Raw genomic sequence first — 24,378 nt, forward strand, 5'->3', positions numbered from 1 at the left:
TATGCGCTGCGACATACTTTGGCGTAAGTGCAATGGATAATCTATTTAAATTTCAAAAGCATTTGAGAGTCGATACATTGTCTACTGAGGTGTCACATAATTTCATTTATCCAGTCTGCAAATGCGCTTACGGCAGGGGAAAGGAATTTCTGATGTGGGTAAAGTAAGTTGACCGGGACTGATGACGGCTGCCAGTCGGCCAGCACTTCAACCAGCGCTCCCTTCTGAAGGTGCTCTGATACAACGCTCTCAGCAAGCTGGGCAAGCCAGAAACCTTCCAGACACATTTTTATATAGAGTCCCGTCTCGTTAACGGCTGCCTGACCGCTGACCGATACAGAAAGCGCTTCCGTCCCCTGGACAAAACGTAACTCGCTGGTACGCTGGGCCTGCCCGGAAAAGTAGTGTATAGCCCGATGATTTGATAAATCTCCAGGAGAACGGGGGATCCCGTACTCCCTGAGATAGTCCGGAGAGGCGCAGGTTATCCAGCGGAACTTCCCCTGTGGACGGGCAACAAGCGTGGAGTTTAGTAGCTCACCTGTTCTGATTACGCAGTCGACTCCCTCCTGTACGAGATCGACCTGCCGGTCACTCACGCCTATCATCAGGTAAATATCCGGTCAACCACCATGACGTCGCCGTCGCAGAGGCCCAGGTCCCGCATGCTGTTGCCGCTGGCGCGCACGAAGAAGGTTGATGCACGCCGGCGGATGCACAGTTCGTTCAGATCAAGTTCTTTCTCGACGTAATCCTGCGCAGGGGCGGGAAAGCCGGCGGCGCACGGATCGGCATAAAGCGGCACCCGGACCAGGGGCGTAAAAATGGGTGGCCAGAGGAGCGTCAGGCCGGCGGTACAGCTACTGGGTTCATGATCTGATGCCCTTGCCATGCTGCAGTGTGACTGCGAAAGAGCTGAGTAAATCGCGCATAAAATTCCTCCTGTTATTTTACTGTTCATGCATACAGTATTGTTGGGGCGGAATTATCTGGCAAGAGGGATTGAAACGGTTGGTGCAGAAGCGAAGCCATCTGACTGACTCGCCGGGAGATTTTTTATTAAGGTCAGCATGGCAGATACAGAACGGCGCCACTATGCTCAGCTCAGGGCCGGGAGACATGGAGAGCCGGGCTGTATCTTTAGAGCCCGGCTCTTTGTGGCCGGGCAGGTTTTGTTAAAATCCAGAATTAAGCGTAATCTGCGTTATCGGTTCATTCCGGCGTAGGTGAATGACGCTCTTTCGACACGACCGCTGCTCCTTGCGTAAACGCTGTGTTATAACAGGCAATAAAAGGTTTGTTATCTATTAAAAGGATAGTTTGGTTTAATATCGCAATAGTTAACTGTTGGGAAGCCTTCTACCATTTTTACTCCAATATCTTTTTCAAAGGAAAGATAGGCAGTATGAGGTTTTTTTCTCAAAACATTAGCAACGAGTTCGATAAAGTGCGTTTTGTTTCCATTTTGCGGAAATTCCTCAAATACTTCTTCAAAGAATGACAAGGGGAAAATATTTGCATTCATCCCCCCATCCATAAAAGCACCTAAATGGACAAGCGCAATCTCTGGCCTTTTTCGTTCCGGCAATTCCATTGTTGCATGTAAAGCGATTGCATCCCAGATAACTTCTGCTTTTTCCTCAGGGAATTTGTTATCGACTAAGTACTGCCGTGCCGCATCAGCTCCATCCAGTTCGAATCTGGCATCTTTGATGAACTTTTCGGTAAGCCCCAGGTCGTGCATTATACAACCTAAATAAAGCATTTCTTCATCAAAAGCTTTACCAAGTTTTTTTCCAATAGAAGCTGCGAATAAATATGTTCTTACAACATGATTGAAAAGGGGAGCTGATGAGCATGAAGCAACAAGCTCAGTAGCCCCATCAGTGAAGCGTGTATGGGGTATAGTAACCCCTGCCAATGTTGCTGGCAATTCGCCGTTAAATCTGGAAAGAGGTATGGCTTGGGTAGTCTTACCCATTGCTTTGAACATTGGCGCAGATGCACACAGCACACAACAACATGATGAAATAAATTCTCTACGATTCATAAAAGATCTTCATATCCACTAATTAAAGAGTCAGGAATGCATTGTTTTGCTAATTTTTCTGGCAGCATTTTCTAAAATATGCAAACGCTCGCTTACTCTTGTGGCTGATGCTTCTTTTAGTTTGGCAGCAATCCAGGCTGGGGCTGTCTCAGGACGTCCAGCTTCATAGGGGGGATGTGGTGCATATTCCAGCCCCAGCTGAACTTGCATGGCTGCATCTTCACCGCAAAGCTCTCCAATCAATACCAGAGCAAAATCAATACCTGCGGTAACGCCTCCACCCGTTATGACATCTCCATCTTTTACCACTCGGCCTTCGTCCGGTATCGCGCCAAACAAGCTGAGCTGATCACGCCATGCCCAATGGCAGGCTGCTCTCTTTCCTGAGAGTAAACCGGCAGCGCCGAGTATTAATGAACCAGAACAAACAGAGGTTATATAAGATGCTGTATGAGCCAGTTTTACTATTGATTCCATATATCTATCGTTCTCAATAGCATCCGTACATCCACTTCCACCTGGAACACACAGTATGTCACATTCTTTCTCATACATGAGATCCCTGAGCCCTGTGAAATGCATGCCGTCAGCATAAACATTTTCACCGTCTACTGATGCGAGAATTGTTTCGAACTGAGGTGTACGGGAAAAGAACTGGTAAGGACCAGTGAAATCAAGCTGCGTTACGCCGTTATAGATTGGAATCAATACTTTGAAGAAATTAGACATGATGAATCCCTAAGATTGTAATGGCCTGAAATGAGCCTACCATCTATAGTGGTGGCCAAAATGACATTAATCATTCAAAAAAGGACATTATGAACATAGGTTTTTACATCTTTGATGATTTTCAACTTTTAGATCTTAGTGGGCCATTGGCTGCTTTTCAGTTCGTGAGCTTCACGGGGCATCATATTGTTTATAAACAACATGTTTTATCCATGAGGGGTGGTGCTGTTACGTGTACAGCTGGATTCTCAATTGAATCTCAAAAACTCTACCCGGAGCAATCCTTCGATTTACTGTTGGTTGTAGGAGGTCAGGGAGGCCGGAATATCTCAAGAGATAGCCAGGAAGGTAGAGCGCTGAAGAAAGCCTGCCTATCCAGTAAAAGTTTTGGCAGTATCTGCACAGGAGCTTTTGTCCTCGCTGAGTTGGGTCTTCTGGATGGGAAAACCGCTACTACTCACTGGAAATATAGGCATATTTTTAGTGATTTATACCCTGATGTAGTACTATCCACTGATGCTCTGTTCGTGAAAGATGGTGGCGTTTGGACATCAGCAGGAATATCCAGCGGTATCGATCTCGCGCTTGCGATAATTGAGGATAATCTTGGCACTGCAGTCTCATTAAAAGTTGCTCAGGAACTTGTTGTCGCGCAGCGCCGCACAGGGGGACAATCGCAATTTTCACCTGTTTTATTTTTAGAACCTCAGTCATCAAAAATTAAAGCTGTTTTGAATTATATTCATACGCATTTAGATCATGACTTGCGAGTTGAAAGTTTAGCTGAGGTTGCTTGCCTTAGCTCAAGGCAACTCACCAGGCTTTTTACTAAAGAAACAGGTGAAACCATTGCCAAAGCGGTTGAAAAAATTCGTCTGGATTCAGCAAAGTCTCTTCTGGAAACATCAGGGCTTTCCGTAGAAAAAGTTTCCAGATGCTGCGGGTTCGGTAACTCAGCCAGAATGAGAAGGGCTTTTCAACGGCATTATAAAAAACTCCCTCAAGCCTTCAGGAATTGAAATGACAGCCCGCATTGTAATTGTAAGAATATTCAAGAGTAAATGTTTTTTCCCAAGCGGCGGTTTGGTTATTTAAACGCGCCTCATAGCGCAGAATTGAATCGCCACGGCTTTAACAGACACCTCGGAGTCATTTAAGATGGCTTAAAGAGAGGTGCCCATGAGCGGTAAGCGTTATCCCGAAGAGTTTAAAATCGAAGCAGTCAAACAGGTTGTTGATCGCGGTCATTCTGTTTCCAGCGTTGCAACACGTCTCGATATCACCACCCACAGTCTTTACGCCTGGATAAAGAAGTACGGCCCGGACTCATCCACTAATAAAGAACAGTCAGATGCTCAGGCCGAGATCCGCCGACTCCAGAAAGAGCTGAAGCGGGTTACCGACGAGAGAGACATACTAAAAAAAGCCGCGGCGTACTTCGCAAAACTGTCCGACTGAGGTACGCCTTTATCCGCGACAACCGCCGTTGCTGGCCTGTTCGTTTGCTCTGTCGGGTTCTGGACGTCCATCCGAGTGGATTTTATGTCTGGCTTCAGCAGCCACATTCACAGCGTCACCAGGCAGACCAGATGCTGACCGGGCAGATCAAACAGTTCTGGCTTGCGTCTGGCTGCGTCTATGGTTATCGCAAGATCCATCTGGACCTGCGGGATAGCGGGCAGCAGTGCGGAGTGAACCGGGTCTGGCGGCTGATGAAGCGTGCCGGTATAAAAGCTCAGGTTGGGTACCGTAGCCCACGGGCACGTAAAGGCGAAGCCAGCATCGTGGTACCGAACAGGCTCCAGCGGCAGTTCAATCCGGACTCACCAGATGAGCGTTGGGTGACGGACATAACCTACATCCGAACTCACGAAGGCTGGCTGTATCTGGCCGTGGTGGTTGACCTGTTCTCCCGGAAAGTTGTCGGCTGGTCAATGCAACCCCGCATGACAAAAGAGATTGTCCTGAACGCATTATTAATGGCGGTGTGGAGGCGTAATCCTCAAAAACAGGTACTGGTTCATTCTGATCAGGGCAGTCAATACACGAGCCATGAGTGGCAATCGTTCCTGAAATCACACGGTCTGGAAGGCAGCATGAGTCGTCGCGGTAACTGTCACGACAACGCGGTTGCGGAAAGCTTTTTCCAGCTACTGAAACGCGAACGGATTAAGAAAAAGATCTACGGAACACGGGAAGAAGCCCGCAGTGATATTTTTGATTACATCGAAATGTTTTATAACAGTAAGCGTCGGCATGGCTCGAGCGATCAGATGCCACCAACTGAATACGAAAACAAATATTATCAACGGCTCGAAAGTGTCTAGATTATCCGTGGCGATTCAGTCCTATTAGCTGTACAAAATTACAGTGTAGCGTACTCCTCCTAACTGAAGTAGGGAAAGCATTTACACATAGATCTTTTAATCCAATGTCATCCAAGTCATGAAAACCGGGTGGTAGTAGTGGGGGAAAACAGACTTTATCCATCCATGCACCTTTTCTCATTACCTATGAGAGCATTACTGCTGTTTTTTCTTTATAGGTAGAATCTGACTATTCGATTAAGAACAATCCTAACCTAGCTTTGATGCTCCGCCCATCCTGACAAATGATCAGTGCTTATCTATAAGGAGCGTTCGGCCACTTCTTGTAAGCGAAGACGAAAAGCATGAAAAAGTGAAGACCGGGACACGAGAGTAATAAGGCCATCTTCCATCCGAAACCAGCTTTCTGAGCCATGCGGAAGCATGGGATAAACATTAAAAACCAGATGATTGACGACAGGACTGCGAGAGGGTTTGGTTGTTCCATTAAGCGTTCTCCTTGAGTTGCATGCCTTCAGTATCGGCACTTAACCTTAATTATTCAGTGTGAATGAGCACTGTTTATGGCTTCTTTAGCAAATCAATCTGCAGAAGTAGGCGCTTATGTGTCTCGATCGCATCCCATATCTGGTCTTGAGTGTCACCGTCCCATTCGGGGCAAGCTGCTAGTTCAGAGCGAAATAGCTTCAGCCTGATATGGATAGCCGCCACTTCATCTCGATTGCATTTTGTCGCGATAAAGTTGAGTTGAGTGTCAGTTGTTCGCTCATAAAGCGACTGAACATCTCGGGATTTTTCGAATAACCGGGAGAGCTTATCCATAGCCTGAGGCTCCTATAATTGGGTCCAGGCCAATTATCGACAGTTAAACGTTAAAGTTCAGTATCCCTTTTGTATGTTGAGCTCCGCAAACAGACCCGCTCCGGCGGGTTTTTCATGCCCGTAAATTGAGGTTCCTATGGATGTTCAGGCTTACCGCGTAGCGGCGCCGGACTGAATCAGTTCATCCGTCGCGCGGCGCATAATTTCCGCCACCGGTTGAGGGATATTAAAGGGGGGCTTACCTGCTTCAAAATCCGCCTTAAAAGCGTCAAGCTTTGCCTGCAGCATAATGATGTTTTCTCTGAAAAGTTATTTAGGGTGATCTCTTAATTTCCGGGCGGCTTTACAACAGTCACTTACCGGGGGACAAGCGCGTTAATGCGTTCTGTGGCGCGCTGTACGGCGGGCCGGTTAATCATTTCATCAAACCAGCGAGCCACATTTGGTGTGTTTTCAAAACTCACCCCGGCAAACTCCCGACGCCACAGCCAGCCGAAGTGCGCAATATCAGCAATGCTGTATTCCTTTCCGGCAACAAACTGGCGGTCAGCCAGAAGGGTATCCAGCACCTTAAGGGTGCGGTCTGCTTCAGTAGTGAAACGCTGAATTGCCAGCGGCTGTGGTTCGGATGCCTGACGCTGGAAAAAACCTGCCTGACCGAAAGCCGGTCCCAGTCCTGAAGCATGAAAGAACAGCTGCTCAAATACCCGTGACCTGGCCGGGCTTGAAGCCGGTAAAAGCTTCCCCGTTTTTTCAGCAAGATAGATAAGGATGGCGGCCGACTCCGTCAGTACCAGCGGCTCAGATAAGGCGTCAGTATCAACAAGCACAGGGACTTTGCCGTTGGGGTTTAAGGCCAGAAATTCAGCTGACTTCTGTTCCCCTTTACGGACGTTCACCGGGTGTAAAACATATTCAAAACCGAGTTCTTCGAGCGCGACAGGCACCTTGATGCTGTTAGGCGTGGCGAAAGCATGAATATCAATCATGATCATTTCCTGCTGAGAGTTTTGCCGGGCCAGCCCCGGCAAGCTGGAAATGATAATGGCTGGCATGAGACAGGAATGGTAGATATGCTCAACGGATAACATCTATTCTTCAGAGGAATAAAATGGATCGCTTTCAGGCAATGGCCACTTTCATTCGTGTTGTGGATACAGGCTCCTTCTCTGCAGCTGCCAGACAGCTAAACGTGGGCCAGCCTGCGGTCTCCAAAATTGTTGCTCAGCTGGAGTCGCGATTACAGACCCGTTTGCTGACCCGATCGACCCACGGCCTGACGCCCACCGAGGCCGGGCAGCGCTATTATGAGCGTGCGCGTGCCGCCCTGCAGGAAGCCGAAGAGGCTGAACTGGCCGCCCGGGGAGCAGGAAAAGGCCTGTCCGGAAAGCTGCGGATTTCAGCCGCAACCACTTTTGCACGGCTGCATATCATTCCCCGCCTTCCGGCGTTCCTTGATGAGCATCCGGAACTGGATGTGGACGTGATCCTGGATGACAGAGTGATCGACCTGATTGCTGAAGGTATTGATATCTCACTGCGCATGGGAAATCTGCCCGACTCAGGTGTCGTCGCCAGAAAGCTGGCAACAGGACCCCGCTCAGTGATTGCCACGCCGGAATATCTCTCAGAAAGGGGGGAGCCGAAAACGCCAGCTGAACTCGCAGAACATCAGGCAATTCTCTATAACTCACAGCCCAGCCTCTGGTCATTTACCCGGCAGGGTGCCGTTGTGTCCACCGCCGTGAGCGGTCGCATCCGCGTCAGCGCCGCTGAAGGACAGCGAGCTGCCGTGCTGAGCCATATGGGGTTGTGTATTGCCTCCGACTGGATGTTTGCCGAGGAATTAAGAAACGGAACCGTTCAGAAGGTGCTGACGTCATGGCAACTGCCTTCCATCGACCTGTGGGCCGTATTCCCAAACGGACGACTAGCGAGTGCCAAAGCCCGGCAGTTTGCTGGTTTTGTTGAAACCATCATGGGGGAGAGTAGAACATGATATTCCATTCAGGAATAGTTGTTATCTGATTTCCAGGTGATCCCAATGTAACTGGAATGGAATAGTGTTGTTTCATGTCCAGCCACTCCGGTCTGGTAACAACAAGGATCGCCACTATGTCTACGTTTGAAACTTATCATTATGCCTTTCCTAATGCCCGCCTGGCCCGTAAACCCAATGGCGTACTGGAGGTTAAATTCCATACTGCCGGTGAAAAACTGGTTTTCAATGGCCATACCCACGAGCAGTTCGTCGAGCTCTTCCATGCCATCGGCGAAGACCGTGAAAACCGCGCAGTGATCCTGACCGGTTCGGGTGATGCCTTTATGGACGCGATCAGTCCGGAAGGATTTGATTTCTTCACCCCGGCAGGTTTCGACAAAATTCTGCGCGAAGGCAGAAAGGTGCTGAACAACATTCTGGATATCGAAGTTCCGATGATTACCGCGCTAAACGGCCCGGTGCTGCTTCACAGTGAATATGCCCTGCTGACCGATACCATTCTGGCCACCCCGGAAACCGTTTTTCAGGATAAACCGCATTTCGAATTCGGGATCGTCCCCGGTGACGGCGTGCACATTCTGTGGCCAGAAGTTATTGGATCGCTCCGGGGCCGCCACTTTTTGCTGACCCGTCAGGTGCTTGATGCGGAAACGGCGAAAGACTGGGGCGTAGTAAACGAAATTGTGCCCGCTGATAAGCTTCTGGCCCGCGCTCACGAAATTGCCGACGGGATTGCTGCACTTCCGCCACTGACCTCGCACTACACCCGGATTGCACTGACTCAGCGTCTTAAGCGTCTGGTAGATGAGGGGCTGGGTTATGGCCTGGCGCTGGAAGGTATCAGTGCCGCGCAGGTTGCCCACACACTGGCCCGGCAGTAAGCCTGTCGGATATTGACTCAGATTATTTGGCATTACTGAATTCATTTGATATTGCGCCAGGGCCCATGTGCTCTGGCTCAACGTGAGGTAGATTTAATGAACCCTTTATTCTCACCTGTGACTGCAGGAAAACTGCATCTGAACCATCGCGTCGTTATGGCGCCCACCACGCGCATGAGGACCGAACCGGGCGGTGTTCCCGGCAAGTTGATGAAAGAATATTACCGCCAGCGAGCGAGTCTCGGAGGGCTCCTTATCGCTGAGGCCACGGCGGTTTCGCCCTATGCGAATGCCTATGAAGATGCACCGGGAATCTTTACTGACGAGCAACAGGCGGGATGGCAGCGCCTGGTTGAAGCCGTGCATGCCAGAGGCGCTCAGATTGTACTGCAGTTGTGGCACCCGGGTCGTCAGTCCCTGCCTGAACTGTCAGCGGGACGTCAGCCCGTCGCGCCTTCAGCGCTCATCGCCAGAGATACTTATGGCGTGGTGAAAAATGAACGGGGATCCTATGAGGGCAAGCTTTTTCCTGTTCCTCGCGCTCTGGAACTGGATGAAATTCATGAGCTCATGGAGGAGTTACGGCAGGCAGCCATTCGGGCCAGAACTGCAGGATTTGATGGCGTTGAGCTCCATGCCGCCAACGGTTACTTACCTGAACAGTTTCTGCTGGATGGCAGCAATCAGCGCACTGACAGTTGTGGCGGCTCCCTTGAAAACCGTGCGCGCTTTCTGCTTGAGTCCGTTAGCGTACTGACTGATGTCTGGGGGCCGGGGCGCGTTGCTGTGCGCATTTCTCCCAGCGGGATATACGGTGATATGCATGACAGCGATCCGATAGCCACTTTCCGTTATCTGGTCGGGCAGCTGAACCTGTTTGACCTGGCCTATCTGCATGTTATCGAACCCCGCATCGTGGGGCCGGAAGACAGGGAGGCGGGCTATTATGCGGAGCCGGTAGCCAGCCGCGATTTGCGCGCTTTTTATCAGGGGAAAAATTATTGCGGCGGGCGGCTTTAAACCAGAGGATGCCGGGAATACGCTGCAAAAAGGTGAGGCCGACCTGATTGCTTTTGGTCGTCTCTTTACCTCCAATCCGGACCTGCCAGAGCGTATAAGAAACGCTTTTCCTCTCGCTGCGTACAACCGTGACGCTTTCTTTGGCGGAGGTGAGCGGGGCTACAGTGATTTTCCTGCTCATTCACTGCTAACACCAAAAGAACGCCCGGTCTGAGTATACAACCATCAAAAGTTAACTGAGATTCGGTATTCCCATGGAATGCCGGATTTCAGATGAATGATCTTCAATCAAATATGAGTTTTTCAGACTCTGCAGCACTCCGCTTTCCGCTCATTGCGGAAATCAGAACGTCTTTCACCAGGGGGGCAACAAATGAAGCCATCAGGTTCTGCAGCTCAGAAACTATGTGAGAGGAGTGAAATCAAGTTTCCAGTCGGTATCGCTGGGATGTGCTGCTGGCTGACGCTATGCGGGGGGAAAACCGGCTCGAAAAATATCAGTCTACTGACACGCCTGCAGACGTCATCGGTTCATGCATAAGGATGGCGCAGCTGCTCCATGAAGAAGTGAGAAAGATTGAACGGCAGGTTAAAGCGGACATTCAGGCCAGCCCAGACCTGAAACGGGATTGTGCGCTGCTGACGTCGATTAAATCTGTCGGGCCCCAACTGGGGATGCCCATGCTGGTTGTGCTGCGCAGCCATAACGTTGAATCAGCAGATCAGGCTGCGGCTTTTCCGGGCGTGGTGCCTCTTGAAAAACGATCGGGGACGGCCACGCATATCTTAAATTAGCCGCCTCAGCTCAGAGCAAAGCTCTACATGTCTGCCCTATGCGGAAAAATTAACAATAAACGGATGCGTAATATCTACAAGGAAATGTGTCTCAGGGGCAAACCTGAAATGGTAGCCATCGGTGCACTGATGCGAAAACGGGTTCACCGGTGTTATGGCGTACTGAAAACGGCAACAATTTTTGTGATCTGGAATCAAGAGTTGCACTTAACGACTGATTTATATGAATCTTATTTTACACCCTATCCAGGGATGCAGGTTTTGTCTTCATAATAAACAGGCTCTGCGCAGGATAGTTTTGGTTTCCTGGCAAAGCCTTAGGAGGCACAGGATGGACTCAAAAGAATCTGTCTGTATTCCGGGAAAGGATCTCAGTCGGTTTCGACAATGAACATCCGTGCTTCCTGAGCTTCCCGGCGTTCGGCCTTGATGGGGGCGTATTTTTCAGAGTTGTAGAAGGCTAACGCCTGGTTAAGGGTTGGAAACTCAAATACGCCAGCTACTGGCAGTGGCACCTCATCGCCTTCAAGAACCTCCGAGACGGTGCCAAAATGCAGAATTCGCCCGCCGGCTTCTTTCAGAGCTGCCTGAAACCGGGGAGCGAGTTTAGACTGCCTGTCAGGGTCGATAACACGCAGATTGATGTGCACGTACGCTGGCATGATGCTTCTCCTGTTGTTAAATAATGCATATACATTATTATTGGTTGATCGGGATTTCAAGAGGTACTACATGAGCGGTTTTGATCCAAAATATTTCAGGGAAATAGCAGCTGAATGTCCGGCATTTCAGGCTCGTGCCACGGCGCGCGCAGTCACGCGCTACTACAATGTCTGTTTCAAATCGCTCGGTCTCACCGCCGAGCAATTTAGCCTGTTGGTCGGAATTGGCGCTTTCGAGGGCGCCACAATAGTTGATCTTGCGGCCAGCGCGGGTGTTGATGCGACAACTCTGAGCCGAAATGTTCAGAACATGGAATTGAGAGGTTTGGTCCGTTCCGAAGGTGGACGCGGCCGCGCAGGAAAGCGGCTAAATCTGACGCATTCCGGATACCAGCTCATGGCAGAAGCCTTGCCTGTATGGAAATCAGCTAAAGATAAGTTGTCCATTATGATGGGTGATGATCGACTCCGGTCAGCAACACGGGCAATGGAGGAGTTAGCCAGGGCAATAAATATCGACCAGAGCCCTGAAGCAGATCGCAACTCCCACAATAAAAATACGGTAGCTGAATGACAATCTCCCCGTATCAGCACTCCTGATTGAGCAGCTTGAAAAAATAGGTTTCCTCAATATGAACGTTCTTTCACCTTATTTTTAAGGCATGCAGAGCGTTCAGGTGTGAAGCTGGACGGCGCCGTACGCCCGGCGTAGCCGGTTACAGCCTTATAAATCGTGCCATACCCTACCTTTCCCTGTTTATGCCCAGAAAGCGCGGGCATGCTCATATCCGCGTCAGCACTGGGCTAAGCAGGTATTCTCAAAAAACAGGTGTGGAGTATGGGGCTTATAACACGGGACGAGTGAAGAGTTACATGCTTTCACATACTGACCATTGTGATGTTGGTAGTTTGTAAAAATGCATGCTGAATGTCCGTTTTGTGCCAGAAGCGGACATAGCAAAAAATTATTACGTTAATAAACCCAAGAATTAACATATCATAAGGCTAAAACAAGAATTAATCTCAAGGAACCTATCATGAAAAAGTTAAAACTTTGGTGCTATCTAAACATTGAAAACCCCCTTGTCGCTTGGGAAGTTGCAATTGGAAGAATAGCTTCTCTGGAGGCATTGCCTTCTCTTCAAGGACAAGAGAGAAGATGGTTTTTAACTCAATGGCAATATTCTCGCCTAAAGAATGCTTTTTGCAATGAGCCTACAAAAAAAATACCGTTAATCAATGAGTTCAGAATAGAATCTGTGAGGCACCGATTTTATAATCATAAGGTTTCAAGACTCAGAGGTAGCTTCTTCTTCAAGAGTGAAGGTGATGCGAAAAATATAGTTAAATACTATGGCTGGACAGGATTCAACCCTAATTATCTCTCCGAAGTTGAAGTGTACTATAAAAATGATGAGGATATAGCTTACTACGATTCAACGTGGTTTACTATGAAAGCAAGTGACATTATGAGTGTTGAAGATATTAAATGTTATCTTTCCAATACTACGTATTGGGGTAAAGATACAAATCCTGCTACTGAAGTATTGGTTTATGGATTGGGATTTGTTATCAATGAAGATCTGATTCAGAAAGCATACAATAATGTCAAAGCCACCAACCCTGATTCATTATGTTTTGTTGATTCTGCACGTTTCATGCTTAAAGCATGTAAAATGACCATCAATAGTGAAACACCTAACTGGGAGTTATATGAGGCAGGATTGTCTTGCAGTTTTAACACTTATGATAATGGTGGTAAATACTGTAACGTTACGTATTTGATGCGTGATCAGCCATTTAGAAAATATGGTCTCCTTCAAGATGGATATCCTGAACGAGTTAGGACTCCTAATTTCACGGAGTTATTTTACTCATATCCAAAAGATGAACTTTTACAAATTATGGGGGAGCATCTCAATGTTGTTTAGCATCTCACATTTTTATGTCAGTAAATAGCTTCAAGTGATTTAGGTGTTTCAATGCCATTCACGGTGATTGCATAAGGTCCGCTGTTCGCTCACAGCGGACCTTAAACTTCATTATGTTAAGAAGGTGACTGAACTCACTCTGCCTCGTAAGGAGCGTGAATAACGTCGTCGTAATTCCTATGTTTCTCGCTGCCGTTCCGCGAGTGCATGTTTTGCTGCGCGTGATGCCCATTCATCAGATTGGTCCAGGTGTTCAATCTCGGCTTCTGCTATCGGCGTGACACGGATCAGCGGAACTGAGCCAAAAGGTAAATTATCAATCCTGCGGTCATCAAGGCTGAGAATGATTCGGGTCAATGGGTGATATTCGTCTGTAAGCGTACAAAACAGGATTGCGCCATATTTTTCAACATCGTCAGTAACCTGATACCCACCTGCAACGAGATCGCCCAGACTAATCAAGAGAGAAGCCCAGCCATCCATCGGGTGGCTGATAGTAGCAGAATCGTCTAATTCCATGAAAAGTTCGCAGCCTACACCATTTTCCGGGTCAGCAATGCCGGCCCAGGGCGTCGAGAGGCCATCGGTGGCCAGCGTAAATGTCGTTTTGCACTTAACGTTGAGCACTCGACGATGGGGGCCGAACCAGTTCGTCTGGTTGTGTACGCTTGCGTCATCTCGTTCAGCTATCAATTCATCTGAGACATTGCCATACCTTTCCCAAAAGGCTCGTCTTGCTATAGAGGCGGCCTCATAAATCGGGTCTTGGGGACCGCGCGGCACGATTGTCTTATCGAACAGTGTATCAACTGTAACGCGCCCGCGTATTAACGGTATTTTAGATCTTGTCCAGCGAACGATGACCTTATTAAAAGGCTGTAAATGTGATGCTTTAAGTTTCTCGACAACCTCCCGGACCGTTCGAAGGGCGTGGTTCCCCTCTGCAATGTGACTCCCATCTGCATACATGTAGCCTCCAGTTAGTGAGGAGACGCCAGCCTGTTCAGTTATAAAGAACCATTCTCCATTCACAGCGCCAACGGGTGCCTTGCCTAAGGCCGAGCGTAAGTCTCTTGCCGCATCAGCGTTTGAATATGCTGTCATGTCTGTCCTTTAGCTTCACGTCTTAGCTATCTTTTGTAGTTTACATTCCAAGCCCTGCGCGCCAAAGTGGCGCGCAGGTAGTCGAGAACATGAATGAATGTCGACTGTTTATAAAAATACTTTAGTGGATGCAAAAGTACCAACGTCCGATTCTCGCTCACAGCAGTCCTTAGCTCAATAAACTCGTCCGCTCAGTGACAGAAGCGGACATTGCAGATCTGGAGTGTATACGCCAGACTGGAGACAGACAGGAACGCGGGTCAGCCAGTCTTTTTTGCATGAGTGTAAATATCAGGACGTGTGATACTCCATGCATAGTTTTCCCGATTAACAGGCTCGTAGCCAAACTTTTCATAGAGCCAGGGCGCTGTGGTTGTAAACAACATGATCCTGCGAAGCCGCTCAAAAACAGGATGATCATGTATGCATTGCATCACCCATCTACCCAACCCTTCTCCCTGATATTCCTCCAGGATATAAACATCACAAAGGTAAGCAAACGTAGCGTAATCTGTTATTAAGCGCGCGAAACCAATCTGGGCGTCATCGTGATAAACACCGAAATTAAGGCTGTTTTCAACGGATGCACGGACAAGAGCCAGATCAATCCCTTTTGCCCAGGTTGACCTCGTGAGATAGAGATGGATAGCCTGCACATCCAGTTTTTTTCTGTCTGTACTTATCAGGTAGTTATCTTTACACCACTCATATTTCTCTGAAATACTCACGCTCAATCCTGTTTAAGAATTCCCGGGAAACCTGACCTTACCACCTGATGGAAAATCGGACTATCAATACTTCTCAGGAAAAAAATGTATCCTGCACTCTTATGCCAGCGTTTCATTTAGCACTTTTGCGCAGCGGGATCCGTTTCCTGGAAAAGAGTGTCCATCATTACTGGACAGGAGTAATCAGCCGGTATCAGGCCCCATGATGAACTCCCGGCTGATTCAGAGTTATGCATCCAGACTAATAACCACTTTCCCGATATGTCCGGCAGCCTCAAGGTAGCGATAAGCTTTCCGTGTATCGGCAAAAGGGAAAATACGATCAATTACGGGATAAATCGTGGAGGTTTCAATCGCTCTGACCGCCGCGCGCAAATCTGAAGTCGAACCCGTATTGTTACCCACAATATTCAACATCTTTTGCATTACGGGCAGAACAGGCATGCTGACTTCAGCACCACCAACAAAGCCAATAACGAAAATAGTTCCGTTATGAGCTGCTGCGTTAATCGATTTCGCAAATGTTGAGCCGCCCACTGATTCCAGTACGAGATCAGCGCCATGCCCCTCAGTCAGCTTAAGCACCCGTTGATCCCATTCGGGCACCTCGTGATAGTTAATTCCTTCATCCGCTCCCAGGGCTTTCACTCTGTCCAGTTTTTCATAAGAAGAGGAAATGATGATTACCCGCGCACCTGCTGCCTTCGCATATTGCAATGCAAACAGACTCACACCTCCCGTGCCAAGCAGTAAAACAGTGCTGCCGGGCTGTATTTTACCGCGCACTATAGCGTTCCATGCGGTCGTTGCGGCAATGGGTAACGTCGCTGCCTGCTGCCAGTTGAGAAAATCGGGGATACGCACCAGTGATTCAGCAGGCACTACAGCGTATTCTGCCAGCCCACCGTTGGTTGTAACTCCGCGTAATGTTTGATGATGTTCGGATCGTATTGCTCCAGCATGCCAGTGAGACATCATACCCGGTACCACACGTTCGCCAATTTGCCAGCCTTCAACTCCCTCTCCAGACTCAACAATTTCTCCCGCGCTGTCTGCACCAGGAATAACCGGCTGCGAAACAGCGCCGAATTTACCAGTGGCCAGCGCCAAATCAAGGTAATTCAGACTCACAGCATGCTGACGAATCAGCACTTCGCCATACCCTGGTTGTGGTCGTGAAATATCACATATTTTTAAGCCGTCTATTCCTGCAGCGGATAAGTGGATAGCTTTCATGGTGTCCCCCGGTTCAATTAATACGACCATTTTGAGGCAGAACTGACGCTATAATGAGCCTGAAAAACAAATAACTGTTGCATGAGGTGCAATAATGCATGATGACGATTATCGTCAGCGGGAAGCTTTTCTTGCGGTAGTGCGCGCTGGCAGCTTTAGTGCTGGTGCGCGCGATTTGGGAAGAGATGTCTCCGTCATTTCCCGGCGTGTAGCTGCTTTAGAAAAACGTCTGGGAATTCGCCTGCTGGAACGCACCACCCGCCGCATACGTCCCACAGAAGAGGGCTTACGCTATCGGCAAAAAATTGAATTGGCAGATGAACTGCTGCGGGAAGCGGAAGAGGAAGCCCGTGATTTGGCAGCGCGTCCGGCCGGGACGATTCGCCTTACCGTTCCAGCCTCATTCGGACGAAAGTGGGTCGTACAGGCCTTACCATTCTTTTTGAAAGCCTATCCTGACATCCGTATTGTGCTGCACTGCAGCGATCGCTACGTAGATTTACTGGGTGATAATTTTGATATGGCAATACGTATTGGTGTTCTGAAGGACAGCAGATTAATTGCCCGAAAGCTGGCAAATACAAGTCGCATTTTATGTGTCGCGCCGGATTACCTGGAGCGCCATTCCCCTGTAACACACCCTCAGGACCTTCGTAAGCATGATTGCCTGGGTTTCACACCCATGCACAGCTGGCCCGAATGGCGACTCGAGAAAGACGGTCAACAGATAGGGGTACCTGTTAAGACGCGTTACGAGAGTGACGAAATGGATGGGCTTATACTGGCCGCTCAATCGGGTATGGGGATATTACTCGCGGCCAACTGGCTGGTACAGAAAGAACTGGCTGAGGGTTCACTGGTGCCAGTGCTGTCGGACTGGCAGGCAACAGGCGAGGATGGTGTCTGGTTAATGAAACCTTCAAGCCAGTTGCAGTCGGCAAAAATCAGTGCATTAACAGACTGGCTGACTTCATGGTTTTCTACACCACGCTGGTAGCCTGCGGGACGCAATATGAAACAGCCTGTCACCTGTACTGAATAGCAGATGGGTTATGTATGTAAAACGTGTGCAGTCCAGCAGTCGACATACCCCAGATAATGTCGGCGCTCCTGGAGGTAATAACATATTTCTTCACGCTGCTGCCGCTCCACTTCGTCATGGATCACCGGCAGGTTAGATCGCTCTTTATAGGCTACGGCAGACTCAGCTAAACCCCGTTAACACTGCTCCGGCGGAATCATGATGTCATATAACCTTGCTGCCCGATGCAGATAACAACGGGACATAAATTGCCAGTTTGAGTGCAGGGGAGTCATTTGACGTAAACGTTGAATAGCAGTATGTCCGCGTTATCCCGTCCTTCCCAGTGAGTTTTTTCTCTCCGGACACCGGCGCCGTTATCACATGCTCGCTCCACCATGTATCAAACTCCGGGCATTCACGGCTTAAGCGTTCTACCAGCGCAGTGAAGGTCTCATTGTCTGCATTTCGTGAATAACTGGAATGAAACAGGCCGAGCATTCTCTGTGCCTCTGCAGCCCAGGTGTCGCCAAAAAGGTATCTGGCCTGCTCTGTAGTGAACATGAAAACCATGATATTTCGCTCATCTGCAGCCAACAGGCTGAAGTCCGTGACGACCTGTTCTGCTGCAGAATTCCACACCAATACATCCCATCTGTCATTGGTGACGTAGGCAGGCTCACTCAGCGCCCTGACCAGATGCGATAAGCTAGCCGGAACTTCATGTTCGATATCTGCACTTTTTTTCCGGCCTGTCAGTGTTTTCAGGTGCAGAAATTCTGCCTCGTTCAGCTGCAGAGCTTTACCCAGGGCGTTAACTATCCGTTCGGAAAGCGTGCTGACCCGTCCCTGTTCGATTTTGGTATACCATTCCGTACTTATTCCCAGCATCGCCGCAACTTCCTCACGCCTTAGCCCGGGCGTTCGCCGTCTTTCTGGCCCGGCAGAGGGGGGACGCTCAGGCTTAACCCTTGCACGTCGTGAACGTAAAAACTGACTGAGCTCAGTATTCTTAACCATTTTTTGAACCTGGTAGTAAATTATACCTGTATAAAACTAGTGTATTTTACGCCGTTTTTGGTCGCCCTATGATGGTTTCATATTGTTCTATGCCCTCAGGAGAATATGACCATGAAAGCTGCTGTGCTTACTGCCTTTGGCCGTCCGCTAGACGTTAAGAATGTGCCTGCACCGGTGATGGGAACCGGGGAAGTCATTGTCGATGTGGTTGCGGCGCCCGTTCTCTCCTACACGAATGAAGTACTGAGTGGGGAGAGAAAATATCTTTTACCTGTGCCGGTCATCCCGGGCTGTGGTGCCATCGGAAAGGTTCGCCAGACCGGCCCTGACTCAGCCTGGCTGAAACCAGGAGACTGGGTATTTTGCGATCCGACGGTGCGTTCCCGTGACAACGCGCTGTCGCCAGAAATTGTCCTTCAGGGATGGAGTGCCCGTGGTGAAGGAGGACAAAAAATCCAGCAATATCACCTGAATGGCAGTCTTGCTGAACAAATACGCATTCCGACTGAAAACGCAGTGCCCATTGGCGACATATCGCCTGCAGAAGCGGGGCGGTGGTGTGCCATCAATACGCTGCTTATAGCCTATGGCGGATTGTTATCTATGGATTTGAAAGCGGGAGAGCGCCTGCTGGTCAGTGGCGCAACCGGTAATTTCGGCAGCTCCGCTGTGCTTGCTGCCCTGGCCATGGGAGCCCATAAAGTCATCGCACCGGGCCGTAGTGAACGGGTGCTGAACGATTTGAAAAAACGTTTTGGATCGCGTGTGGAAACAGTAAAGCTCACAGGCACAGCAGAGATCGATATTGCTGCCATGAGGCACATGGCCGGGGGACCCATTGATGCGGTCCTTGATTTCCTTCCGCCGTCTGCGCAGGCTTCTGTCGCCCGGAATGCGATTATGTCAGTCAGACCTTATGGTCGTGCAGTCCTTATGGGCGGTGTTGGCATGCTGGGAGGGGACGATCTTTCGCTACCTTATCCCTGGATAATGCGTAACCTCATTACCGTAAAAGGGCAGTGGATGTATGAACCTTCGGCAGTCCCTACGCTCTGCGGCCTTATACGCGCGGGATTGCTTGATCTGAGCCACTATGACGTAACCGAGTTTCCGCTTGAGAGAGTGAATGATTCAGTCGCGCATGCTGCGAAAAACAGCGGGCCGTTTAAACTCACCGTCGTGCGTCCCTGACCAAAGGCGCCGCGATGGACCGGATGGCTCTCTTGCGACGGCCCTGCGTATGGGTTCAATCACAACGTTCTGGCACAAAAAAGCCCGCTGCGCGGGCTTGATAAGAACCGATTAATGCGGAATCTCAGAAACCTCTTTGACATCCGCTTTGTTGATCTGCTGTTTGACACCATTGGCATCAACGTAGCCGAGCAGTCCGCTTTCCGCTTCCTGCGGTTTACCATCGCTGACAATGGTACGGCCATCATTGGTATGAATGGCGTAGCTGGTACGGGTACAGCCGGTCAGGGCGCTCAGTGCCACAATGGCTGCCAGTGGTAACAAAATCACTTTTTTCATGTCGCTCTCCCTATCGAGTAGATCAGTTGTTCAGTTCACTCATATTGGTGATCTGGTCACGGTTAATCTGTTCTGTTTTACCGGTTTGCGCATCTTTATAAGAGACCAGGCCAGTATCACTATCCACCTGTGGCTTACCATCGGTGACGATAGTGCGTCCGTCGGTGGTTTTAATCGCCTGATTCGATGAACAGCCGGCGATGGCAAAAATCGATGTCAATAACACAGCCGCTACAGTCAGTTTCTTCATAGTAATTTCCCTGATTGGTCTGAAGTCCAGCTATAAGCGTAGAACAAAATCCGGATTCTGGTCTGACCTGACTCGCTTTCTTTGCACAATTAATGCGGTTTAGCGGGCAATTGATGAGGAGGAAATTACCAGGCGCGGCTAATGTGTTTCGCCGCGTATATTGGGAAGGCAGGATAGCGTTGCGATATTACTCAGCGGCCACGCGACCAAGCAGCAGAGAAAAAATAGCCTCGTAATGCGTTTTCAATATCACATCGTCGCACTGGTCGAGACGTGCTATTAGCGCGACAAACAGGGTTTTTCGGTTCAGCAACTTGCCGCTACACAAAATTTCCTGCACCAGCGTGCCAAGTAACTCATGCTGCTTTGCCTGCAGCGATCCACCAGTCCATGGTAATGCATCTTCAGAATTATTATGAAAAGGATCGTATCGCATCATCATTACCCTGATAGCAGTGCGTTAATTCAGCTTTTTGGCCAGCAGCCTGATCGCATTATCGCAGGCCTGCTGGATGGCCGGATTCTCCGAGCGCAAGCCCGTGCGATACAGCGCGCCAATTATTTGCTGAACAGATAAGGTTTCACCCGGTTGTACAATCTGTGTGACGACTTTGCCCAATAAAAGATAGATCTCATCGGCATCTTCTAATTCATCGTGCTTCACTCAACCCCCGGAACAAATAAACATAAATCTAAGTAATATGTTACTGACTGATAAATATTATTAAGCGCGCGATTCCAGGGTTTAAAAAAGTTATCGCGGCGAATATTAATTAGGAAACGCCTATTTCCTAATAGGCCAGACGAATCAGTCCAGAATGCTGAGCACCATATTAATGGTTTCTTTGCCATTAGTCACATCCTGAATTTTGCCTACCACGCGCATACCAAATGCCACGCAAAGCAGCAATCCGGCAGCGGTGTCGGCATCCAGTCGTGGCGAAATCGATCCGTCCTCTTGTCCCTGCTCAACCAGCGAAGTCAGGAAGTTGCGGTTGCGTAATACCGCTTCACGCACCAGCTGGGATAACTCTTCATCCAGCGTTTGCAGTTCCACGGTACTGCCAACCACCAGGCAGCCGCGTCTGCCCTCGATCTCGCTGGCTGAGTCGAGATAAAACTGCAGCAGCTCAGCAATGCGCGCCCGGCCGGTCGGGTACTGTTGCAAACGGGCGCGCAGGTCCACGTTGCGCAGCAGGATGTAGCGCTCAAACACCCGCAGAAACAGGGAACGTTTATCCTGAAACGCTTTATAAATACTGCCCGCCGTCAGGTTCATCGCTTCACCTAAATCGGCAATCGAGGCCGCATGAAAACCCTTCTGGCGGAACACGATCATGGCGCTGTCGAGCGCTTCGTCGATATCAAAATTGCGCGGTCTGCCGCGCTCTCTGGCAGCCGGCGCCGGATTGGGTTTACTGGTCATAATGCGGGCTATTTAGAATGAATCGTTTCCAAATTATCCGGCTTATCAGTGACAGGGTCAAATCCTGCCCAAACGCCTGGCCCGGCGTGCGCTGATCGACAGCGAACCGCGTTAATGTTCAGCCCTGCCAGTTGAGAATTTTTGACCGCCGGAGGATGATAAATCTTTTGCCGGGCCGGGACCTTTTCATGCTGATCTCCACTGAGGATACGCGCACTTTCAACACCGACATCCGCCTGGCGGCGACGCTGGCCGCCGTGGCGGGTGCACTGAACACTGCAGCGTTCGAAACGGTTGGTTTCTTCTCCGCCAACATGACCGGAAACGTCTCGTCACTGTCCGATCATCTGGCGAAAGCCAATCTGCATATCGGGCTGTTCTTCCTGCTGATTGTGCTGTTATTCATCGCCGGTTCGTCGGTCTCGACGCTGATCATCAATTCCGGCCGCAGGCGGCAGATACGCGGCATCTACGCCATCAATATTCTGCTGGAGGGCATTGCGTTGCTGGTGCTGGGGATTGTCGAAAGCGGCTTTCATTTCAGCGAGGGCGGTGTGTTACTGATTCTCAGCCTGAGCTTTCTGATGGGGCTGCAAAATGCGGTAGTAACGCGCATCTCCAATGCCCGGGTGCGCACGACGCATGTCTCTGGCACGTCAACCGATATCGGCATTGAGCTGGCGATGCTGTTCGACGTGCTGCGTCGCAAAGAGTCACCGAAAGACGCGCCGCTGTACATTGAGCGGCTAAAACTGCATTGCTACACCGTGCTGGCATTTCTCGCTGGCGGGGTGCTGGGCATTCTGCTGCTGCAGTGGCTAAGCTACGCGCTGCTGATCGTCATTGGGTTACTGCTCAGCGCGCTGGCGCTGTCGGCGCTGAAACGTGCTGGCAGCAACCCGCTTCACGCCCGCTAAGGAAGGGAATCATGATCTCGCTCGACGACCGCCTGCAAGTTATCTGGCAGTTGCTTAGCACTGCCACCACATCGCGTTCAGCTTTCACCCTGATGCAGCTGGCAACGGTGAGTGCCGACGGTCAGCCCAGCCTGCGCACCGTGGTGATACGGCAGTTTTTGCCCACGCTGCCGGCCCTGCGTTTTACCGCCGATCGGCGCAGCGCCAAAATGCAGGATATTGCAGCCCAGCCGCAGGTGGCGTTACTGGCTTATGATGCCGCCAGGCGCGTTCAGCTCAGGCTGGCAGGCACGGCTCAGCGCGTTGACGATGCACAACAGCGTGCCGCAGCCTGGCATGCATTGCGCCCACATTCGCACGCGTTGTTTCAGTCACCGGTCAGGCCGGGCAGCGTGATTGCTCATCCTGATGACGCACTGCCTGCCAGCGCGCAAAAGGCGGGCACCGGGCCCGACGAGCACTTTGCGCTGGTGCAGATCACCTTGCATAGCGTGGAGTGGCTGGATGTCAGTTGCGAGCCCCATCAGCGCGCACGATTTGAGGCCACTGCGGATGGCTGGCAGGGCAGCTGGCACGTGCCCTGAGATTTATTGTTCCGCTGGTGTTTTTGCCTGACGCGGGCGGCCAGCCGCACCGGCGCACACCAGCGCCAGCAGTACCATGATCAGTACCGGCAGCATCGCCATGCGCAATCCGGCATGTTCGCCGATAAAGCCCAGTCCGGGCGGGCCGACCAGAAACGCCAGATAACCCAGCGTGGCGGCAATCGTGACGCGCACCGCGCTGTTATGGCCATCGCCCGCCGCCGAGACCGTTAACGGGAAGCCGAGCGACGCGCCGACGCCCCAGAACAGCACGGCCGCCGCCGCCAGCCATGGGTTATCGGAGAAAATCACCAGCGTCAGCCCCAGCGCGGCGGAGAATGCGCTGGCGCGCAGTACCCAGACACGGCCCAGACGATCAACCACCAGCCCACCGATAAAGCGCCCCAGCGTCATGCCGGCAGTGAAACCCGCGTAGACCAGCGTGCTTTGGGTATGATTGAGGTTATGGCCGTCGATCATCAGTAACGGCAGCCAGTCGTTAGCCGAGCCTTCCGCCAGCGCCATCGCCAGAATCACCACGCCGAGCACCAGCAGCTGGCGGTCACGCAGTTCACGTCCAACCTGGGCCAGAAAGCCGCCATGATGCGGCTGTTCGCTGCGTTCGCTGTCGCTGGTGGCGGGCAGATGGCGCAGCGCCAGGGCGGCAATCAGCAGGTTAACCAGCAGCACCACGCTAAAGTGCCAGTGGGTGCTGATATCGGCTGCGGTCATGGCCAGCCCCGCCAGTGCGCCGATCAGCGTGCCGAAACTGAAGAAGCCGTGAATGATCGTCATGATTGACTTGCCGATGCGCCGCTCAAACGCCGCCCCTTCGACATTAACCACCACATCCATCAGCGCGGTTCCGCCGCCCAGCAACACCAGACTGGTAAACACCAGCCCGCTACTGGCGAGCGTTAACGCAACTGTCATCAGCACCAGGCCACCGAGCAGGATCAGGTAACCCGTGCGCATCACCCGGCTGGTGCCAAAGTGCGCGACCAGCTTACCGGCCAGCAGCACGCCCAGCATGGAGCCACAGGAGAAGCCAAACAGAATCAGGCCCATCATTTCCGTCGAGGCGTGCAGCACATCGCGCATAAAGGGGGTGCGGCTAACCCAGGAAGCCCAGGTAAAGCCAGGAATAAACATCAGGCCAAAGATGGCCCATTTACCGCGTGTCTGTTGCTGAGGGTGCATAAGGTTCCTTTAGGGAGCGGCGGGCATGCGGAGGTGAAACACTTTCGTTGCTGATGACCGTTAGCATGGTTCACAGAATAGCAGTTTTGCTGGCGCTCGTTGAGGCAATGTCGCTCGCGCCAGCGCGCCGGGGAGTTCGTCAG

Annotated in this window: 27 protein-coding genes and 4 pseudogenes; 12 read left to right on the forward strand and 19 right to left on the reverse strand. The window is 50.7% G+C overall.

Features of this window, described 5'->3' with window-relative positions:
- Positions 1–92: 92 nt before the first annotated feature.
- The 4 genes and pseudogenes from E7738_RS21225 to E7738_RS21240 form a co-directional block, all read right to left on the reverse strand.
- Positions 93–623, reverse strand: a pseudogene (locus E7738_RS21225) (LysR substrate-binding domain-containing protein); the annotation flags it as partial.
- A pseudogene (locus tag E7738_RS21230) lies at positions 620–892 on the reverse strand (S24 family peptidase); the annotation flags it as partial. The pseudogenes E7738_RS21230 and E7738_RS21225, both read right to left, overlap by 4 nt.
- A 408-nt stretch (positions 893–1,300) precedes the next feature.
- Positions 1,301–2,050: an HD domain-containing protein gene (locus E7738_RS21235; protein ID WP_081049456.1), complete on the reverse strand. Its 750-nt coding sequence runs from the start codon at positions 2,048–2,050 to the stop codon at positions 1,301–1,303.
- A gap of 30 nt (positions 2,051–2,080) precedes the next feature.
- On the reverse strand, positions 2,081–2,779 hold the full coding sequence (locus E7738_RS21240; protein ID WP_072208567.1) for a DJ-1/PfpI family protein: 699 nt from the start codon (positions 2,777–2,779) through the stop codon (positions 2,081–2,083).
- Positions 2,780–2,868: 89 nt separating this feature from the next.
- Between E7738_RS21240 and E7738_RS21245 the strand changes: the two genes are divergently transcribed.
- Positions 2,869–3,798 (forward strand): GlxA family transcriptional regulator, encoded by a 930-nt coding sequence (locus E7738_RS21245; RefSeq protein WP_104187750.1) that lies wholly within the window; start codon positions 2,869–2,871, stop codon positions 3,796–3,798.
- 160 nt (positions 3,799–3,958) lie between these two features.
- Positions 3,959–5,106, forward strand: a protein-coding gene (locus E7738_RS21250) for an IS3 family transposase (protein WP_117111563.1) whose coding sequence is annotated in 2 segments (ribosomal slippage) — positions 3,959–4,196 and positions 4,196–5,106 — 1,149 coding nt in all. Because the reading frame shifts where the segments join, the coding sequence is not laid out codon by codon here.
- 561 nt (positions 5,107–5,667) lie between these two features.
- On the opposite strand, the gene E7738_RS21255 is transcribed toward E7738_RS21250, so the two are convergent.
- The 3 genes and pseudogenes from E7738_RS21255 to E7738_RS21265 all read right to left on the reverse strand — a co-directional run bounded on the left by E7738_RS21255 (position 5,668) and on the right by E7738_RS21265 (position 6,917).
- Positions 5,668–5,928 carry a hypothetical protein gene (locus tag E7738_RS21255; protein WP_058775123.1) on the reverse strand — a complete coding sequence of 87 codons (261 nt, stop codon included), beginning with the start codon at positions 5,926–5,928 and terminating at the stop codon, positions 5,668–5,670.
- 153 nt (positions 5,929–6,081) lie between these two features.
- Positions 6,082–6,219, reverse strand: a pseudogene (locus E7738_RS21260) (AhpC/TSA family protein); the annotation flags it as partial.
- A 65-nt stretch (positions 6,220–6,284) separates the two neighbouring features.
- Positions 6,285–6,917 (reverse strand): glutathione S-transferase family protein, encoded by a 633-nt coding sequence (locus E7738_RS21265; RefSeq protein ID WP_104187752.1) that lies wholly within the window; start codon positions 6,915–6,917, stop codon positions 6,285–6,287.
- 122 nt (positions 6,918–7,039) lie between these two features.
- On the opposite strand from E7738_RS21265, the gene E7738_RS21270 reads away from it, so the two are divergent.
- From E7738_RS21270 to E7738_RS21285, 4 genes and pseudogenes are all read left to right on the forward strand, one after another.
- Positions 7,040–7,927, forward strand: coding sequence for a LysR family transcriptional regulator (locus E7738_RS21270; RefSeq protein WP_104187149.1), 888 nt, complete (start codon positions 7,040–7,042; stop codon positions 7,925–7,927).
- A 116-nt stretch (positions 7,928–8,043) separates the two neighbouring features.
- The gene (locus E7738_RS21275; protein ID WP_394516567.1) at positions 8,044–8,811 is read left to right on the forward strand and encodes an enoyl-CoA hydratase/isomerase family protein; all 768 of its coding nucleotides are present in this window, start codon (positions 8,044–8,046) and stop codon (positions 8,809–8,811) included.
- Between the two features lie 96 nt (positions 8,812–8,907).
- Positions 8,908–10,045 (forward strand): annotated as a pseudogene (locus E7738_RS21280) (alkene reductase).
- Between the two features lie 329 nt (positions 10,046–10,374).
- Positions 10,375–10,626, forward strand: coding sequence for a transposase (locus E7738_RS21285; protein WP_394516400.1), 252 nt, complete (start codon positions 10,375–10,377; stop codon positions 10,624–10,626).
- A 371-nt stretch (positions 10,627–10,997) separates the two neighbouring features.
- Here E7738_RS21285 and E7738_RS21290 read toward each other — a convergent pair whose 3' ends face one another.
- Entirely contained in the window at positions 10,998–11,288 is a 291-nt protein-coding gene (locus E7738_RS21290) for a DUF1330 domain-containing protein (protein WP_394516401.1), read from the reverse strand.
- On the opposite strand from E7738_RS21290, the gene E7738_RS21295 reads away from it, so the two are divergent.
- Together E7738_RS21295 and E7738_RS21300 are read left to right on the forward strand one after the other, a co-directional pair.
- On the forward strand, positions 11,287–11,862 hold the full coding sequence (locus E7738_RS21295) for a MarR family winged helix-turn-helix transcriptional regulator (RefSeq protein WP_394516402.1): 576 nt from the start codon (positions 11,287–11,289) through the stop codon (positions 11,860–11,862). The two genes, E7738_RS21290 and E7738_RS21295, sit on opposite strands and share 2 nt — an antisense overlap.
- Before the next feature lie 463 nt (positions 11,863–12,325).
- The gene (locus E7738_RS21300; RefSeq protein WP_394516403.1) at positions 12,326–13,219 is read left to right on the forward strand and encodes a hypothetical protein; all 894 of its coding nucleotides are present in this window, start codon (positions 12,326–12,328) and stop codon (positions 13,217–13,219) included.
- A 177-nt stretch (positions 13,220–13,396) separates the two neighbouring features.
- Here E7738_RS21300 and E7738_RS21305 read toward each other — a convergent pair whose 3' ends face one another.
- From E7738_RS21305 to E7738_RS21315, 3 genes are all read right to left on the reverse strand, one after another.
- Complete coding sequence (locus E7738_RS21305; protein ID WP_394516404.1) at positions 13,397–14,323, reverse strand: hypothetical protein; 927 nt, start codon at positions 14,321–14,323, stop codon at positions 13,397–13,399.
- Positions 14,324–14,583: 260 nt separating this feature from the next.
- Positions 14,584–15,051 (reverse strand): GNAT family N-acetyltransferase, encoded by a 468-nt coding sequence (locus E7738_RS21310; RefSeq protein ID WP_238562246.1) that lies wholly within the window; start codon positions 15,049–15,051, stop codon positions 14,584–14,586.
- 228 nt (positions 15,052–15,279) lie between these two features.
- Complete coding sequence (locus E7738_RS21315) at positions 15,280–16,287, reverse strand: zinc-dependent alcohol dehydrogenase family protein (protein WP_394516405.1); 1,008 nt, start codon at positions 16,285–16,287, stop codon at positions 15,280–15,282.
- A gap of 94 nt (positions 16,288–16,381) precedes the next feature.
- On the opposite strand from E7738_RS21315, the gene E7738_RS21320 reads away from it, so the two are divergent.
- Entirely contained in the window at positions 16,382–17,284 is a 903-nt protein-coding gene (locus E7738_RS21320; protein ID WP_394516406.1) for a LysR family transcriptional regulator, read from the forward strand.
- Between the two features lie 53 nt (positions 17,285–17,337).
- On the opposite strand, the gene E7738_RS21325 is transcribed toward E7738_RS21320, so the two are convergent.
- Positions 17,338–17,454, reverse strand: coding sequence for a hypothetical protein (locus E7738_RS21325; protein WP_394516407.1), 117 nt, complete (start codon positions 17,452–17,454; stop codon positions 17,338–17,340).
- A gap of 79 nt (positions 17,455–17,533) precedes the next feature.
- A complete protein-coding gene (locus E7738_RS21330; RefSeq protein WP_136546158.1) occupies positions 17,534–18,328 on the reverse strand; it encodes a helix-turn-helix transcriptional regulator in 795 nt (264 codons plus the stop codon).
- Positions 18,329–18,439: 111 nt separating this feature from the next.
- Here E7738_RS21330 and E7738_RS21335 point away from each other — a divergent pair, with 111 nt between their 5' ends.
- Positions 18,440–19,519: a zinc-binding dehydrogenase gene (locus E7738_RS21335; protein ID WP_394516408.1), complete on the forward strand. Its 1,080-nt coding sequence runs from the start codon at positions 18,440–18,442 to the stop codon at positions 19,517–19,519.
- Between the two features lie 111 nt (positions 19,520–19,630).
- Here E7738_RS21335 and E7738_RS21340 read toward each other — a convergent pair whose 3' ends face one another.
- The 5 genes from E7738_RS21340 to E7738_RS21360 all read right to left on the reverse strand — a co-directional run bounded on the left by E7738_RS21340 (position 19,631) and on the right by E7738_RS21360 (position 21,534).
- The gene (locus E7738_RS21340) at positions 19,631–19,858 is read right to left on the reverse strand and encodes a YgdI/YgdR family lipoprotein (protein ID WP_021508704.1); all 228 of its coding nucleotides are present in this window, start codon (positions 19,856–19,858) and stop codon (positions 19,631–19,633) included.
- A 22-nt stretch (positions 19,859–19,880) separates the two neighbouring features.
- Entirely contained in the window at positions 19,881–20,108 is a 228-nt protein-coding gene (locus E7738_RS21345) for a YgdI/YgdR family lipoprotein (protein ID WP_021508703.1), read from the reverse strand.
- A gap of 187 nt (positions 20,109–20,295) precedes the next feature.
- On the reverse strand, positions 20,296–20,550 hold the full coding sequence (locus tag E7738_RS21350) for a biofilm development regulator YmgB/AriR family protein (RefSeq protein ID WP_132463585.1): 255 nt from the start codon (positions 20,548–20,550) through the stop codon (positions 20,296–20,298).
- A gap of 18 nt (positions 20,551–20,568) precedes the next feature.
- Entirely contained in the window at positions 20,569–20,772 is a 204-nt protein-coding gene (locus E7738_RS21355; RefSeq protein WP_021508701.1) for a hypothetical protein, read from the reverse strand.
- Positions 20,773–20,916: 144 nt separating this feature from the next.
- Positions 20,917–21,534 (reverse strand): TetR/AcrR family transcriptional regulator, encoded by a 618-nt coding sequence (locus tag E7738_RS21360; RefSeq protein ID WP_058770495.1) that lies wholly within the window; start codon positions 21,532–21,534, stop codon positions 20,917–20,919.
- 188 nt (positions 21,535–21,722) lie between these two features.
- On the opposite strand from E7738_RS21360, the gene E7738_RS21365 reads away from it, so the two are divergent.
- Complete coding sequence (locus tag E7738_RS21365) at positions 21,723–22,451, forward strand: YoaK family protein (protein ID WP_010615793.1); 729 nt, start codon at positions 21,723–21,725, stop codon at positions 22,449–22,451.
- Positions 22,452–22,462: 11 nt separating this feature from the next.
- Positions 22,463–23,035, forward strand: coding sequence for a pyridoxamine 5'-phosphate oxidase family protein (locus E7738_RS21370; protein ID WP_262258515.1), 573 nt, complete (start codon positions 22,463–22,465; stop codon positions 23,033–23,035).
- Positions 23,036–23,038: 3 nt separating this feature from the next.
- Here E7738_RS21370 and E7738_RS21375 read toward each other — a convergent pair whose 3' ends face one another.
- Complete coding sequence (locus tag E7738_RS21375) at positions 23,039–24,235, reverse strand: MFS transporter (protein WP_262258516.1); 1,197 nt, start codon at positions 24,233–24,235, stop codon at positions 23,039–23,041.
- Positions 24,236–24,378 lie beyond the last annotated feature (143 nt).

It is taken from the genome of Pantoea sp. SGAir0430 (genome assembly GCF_043549295.1).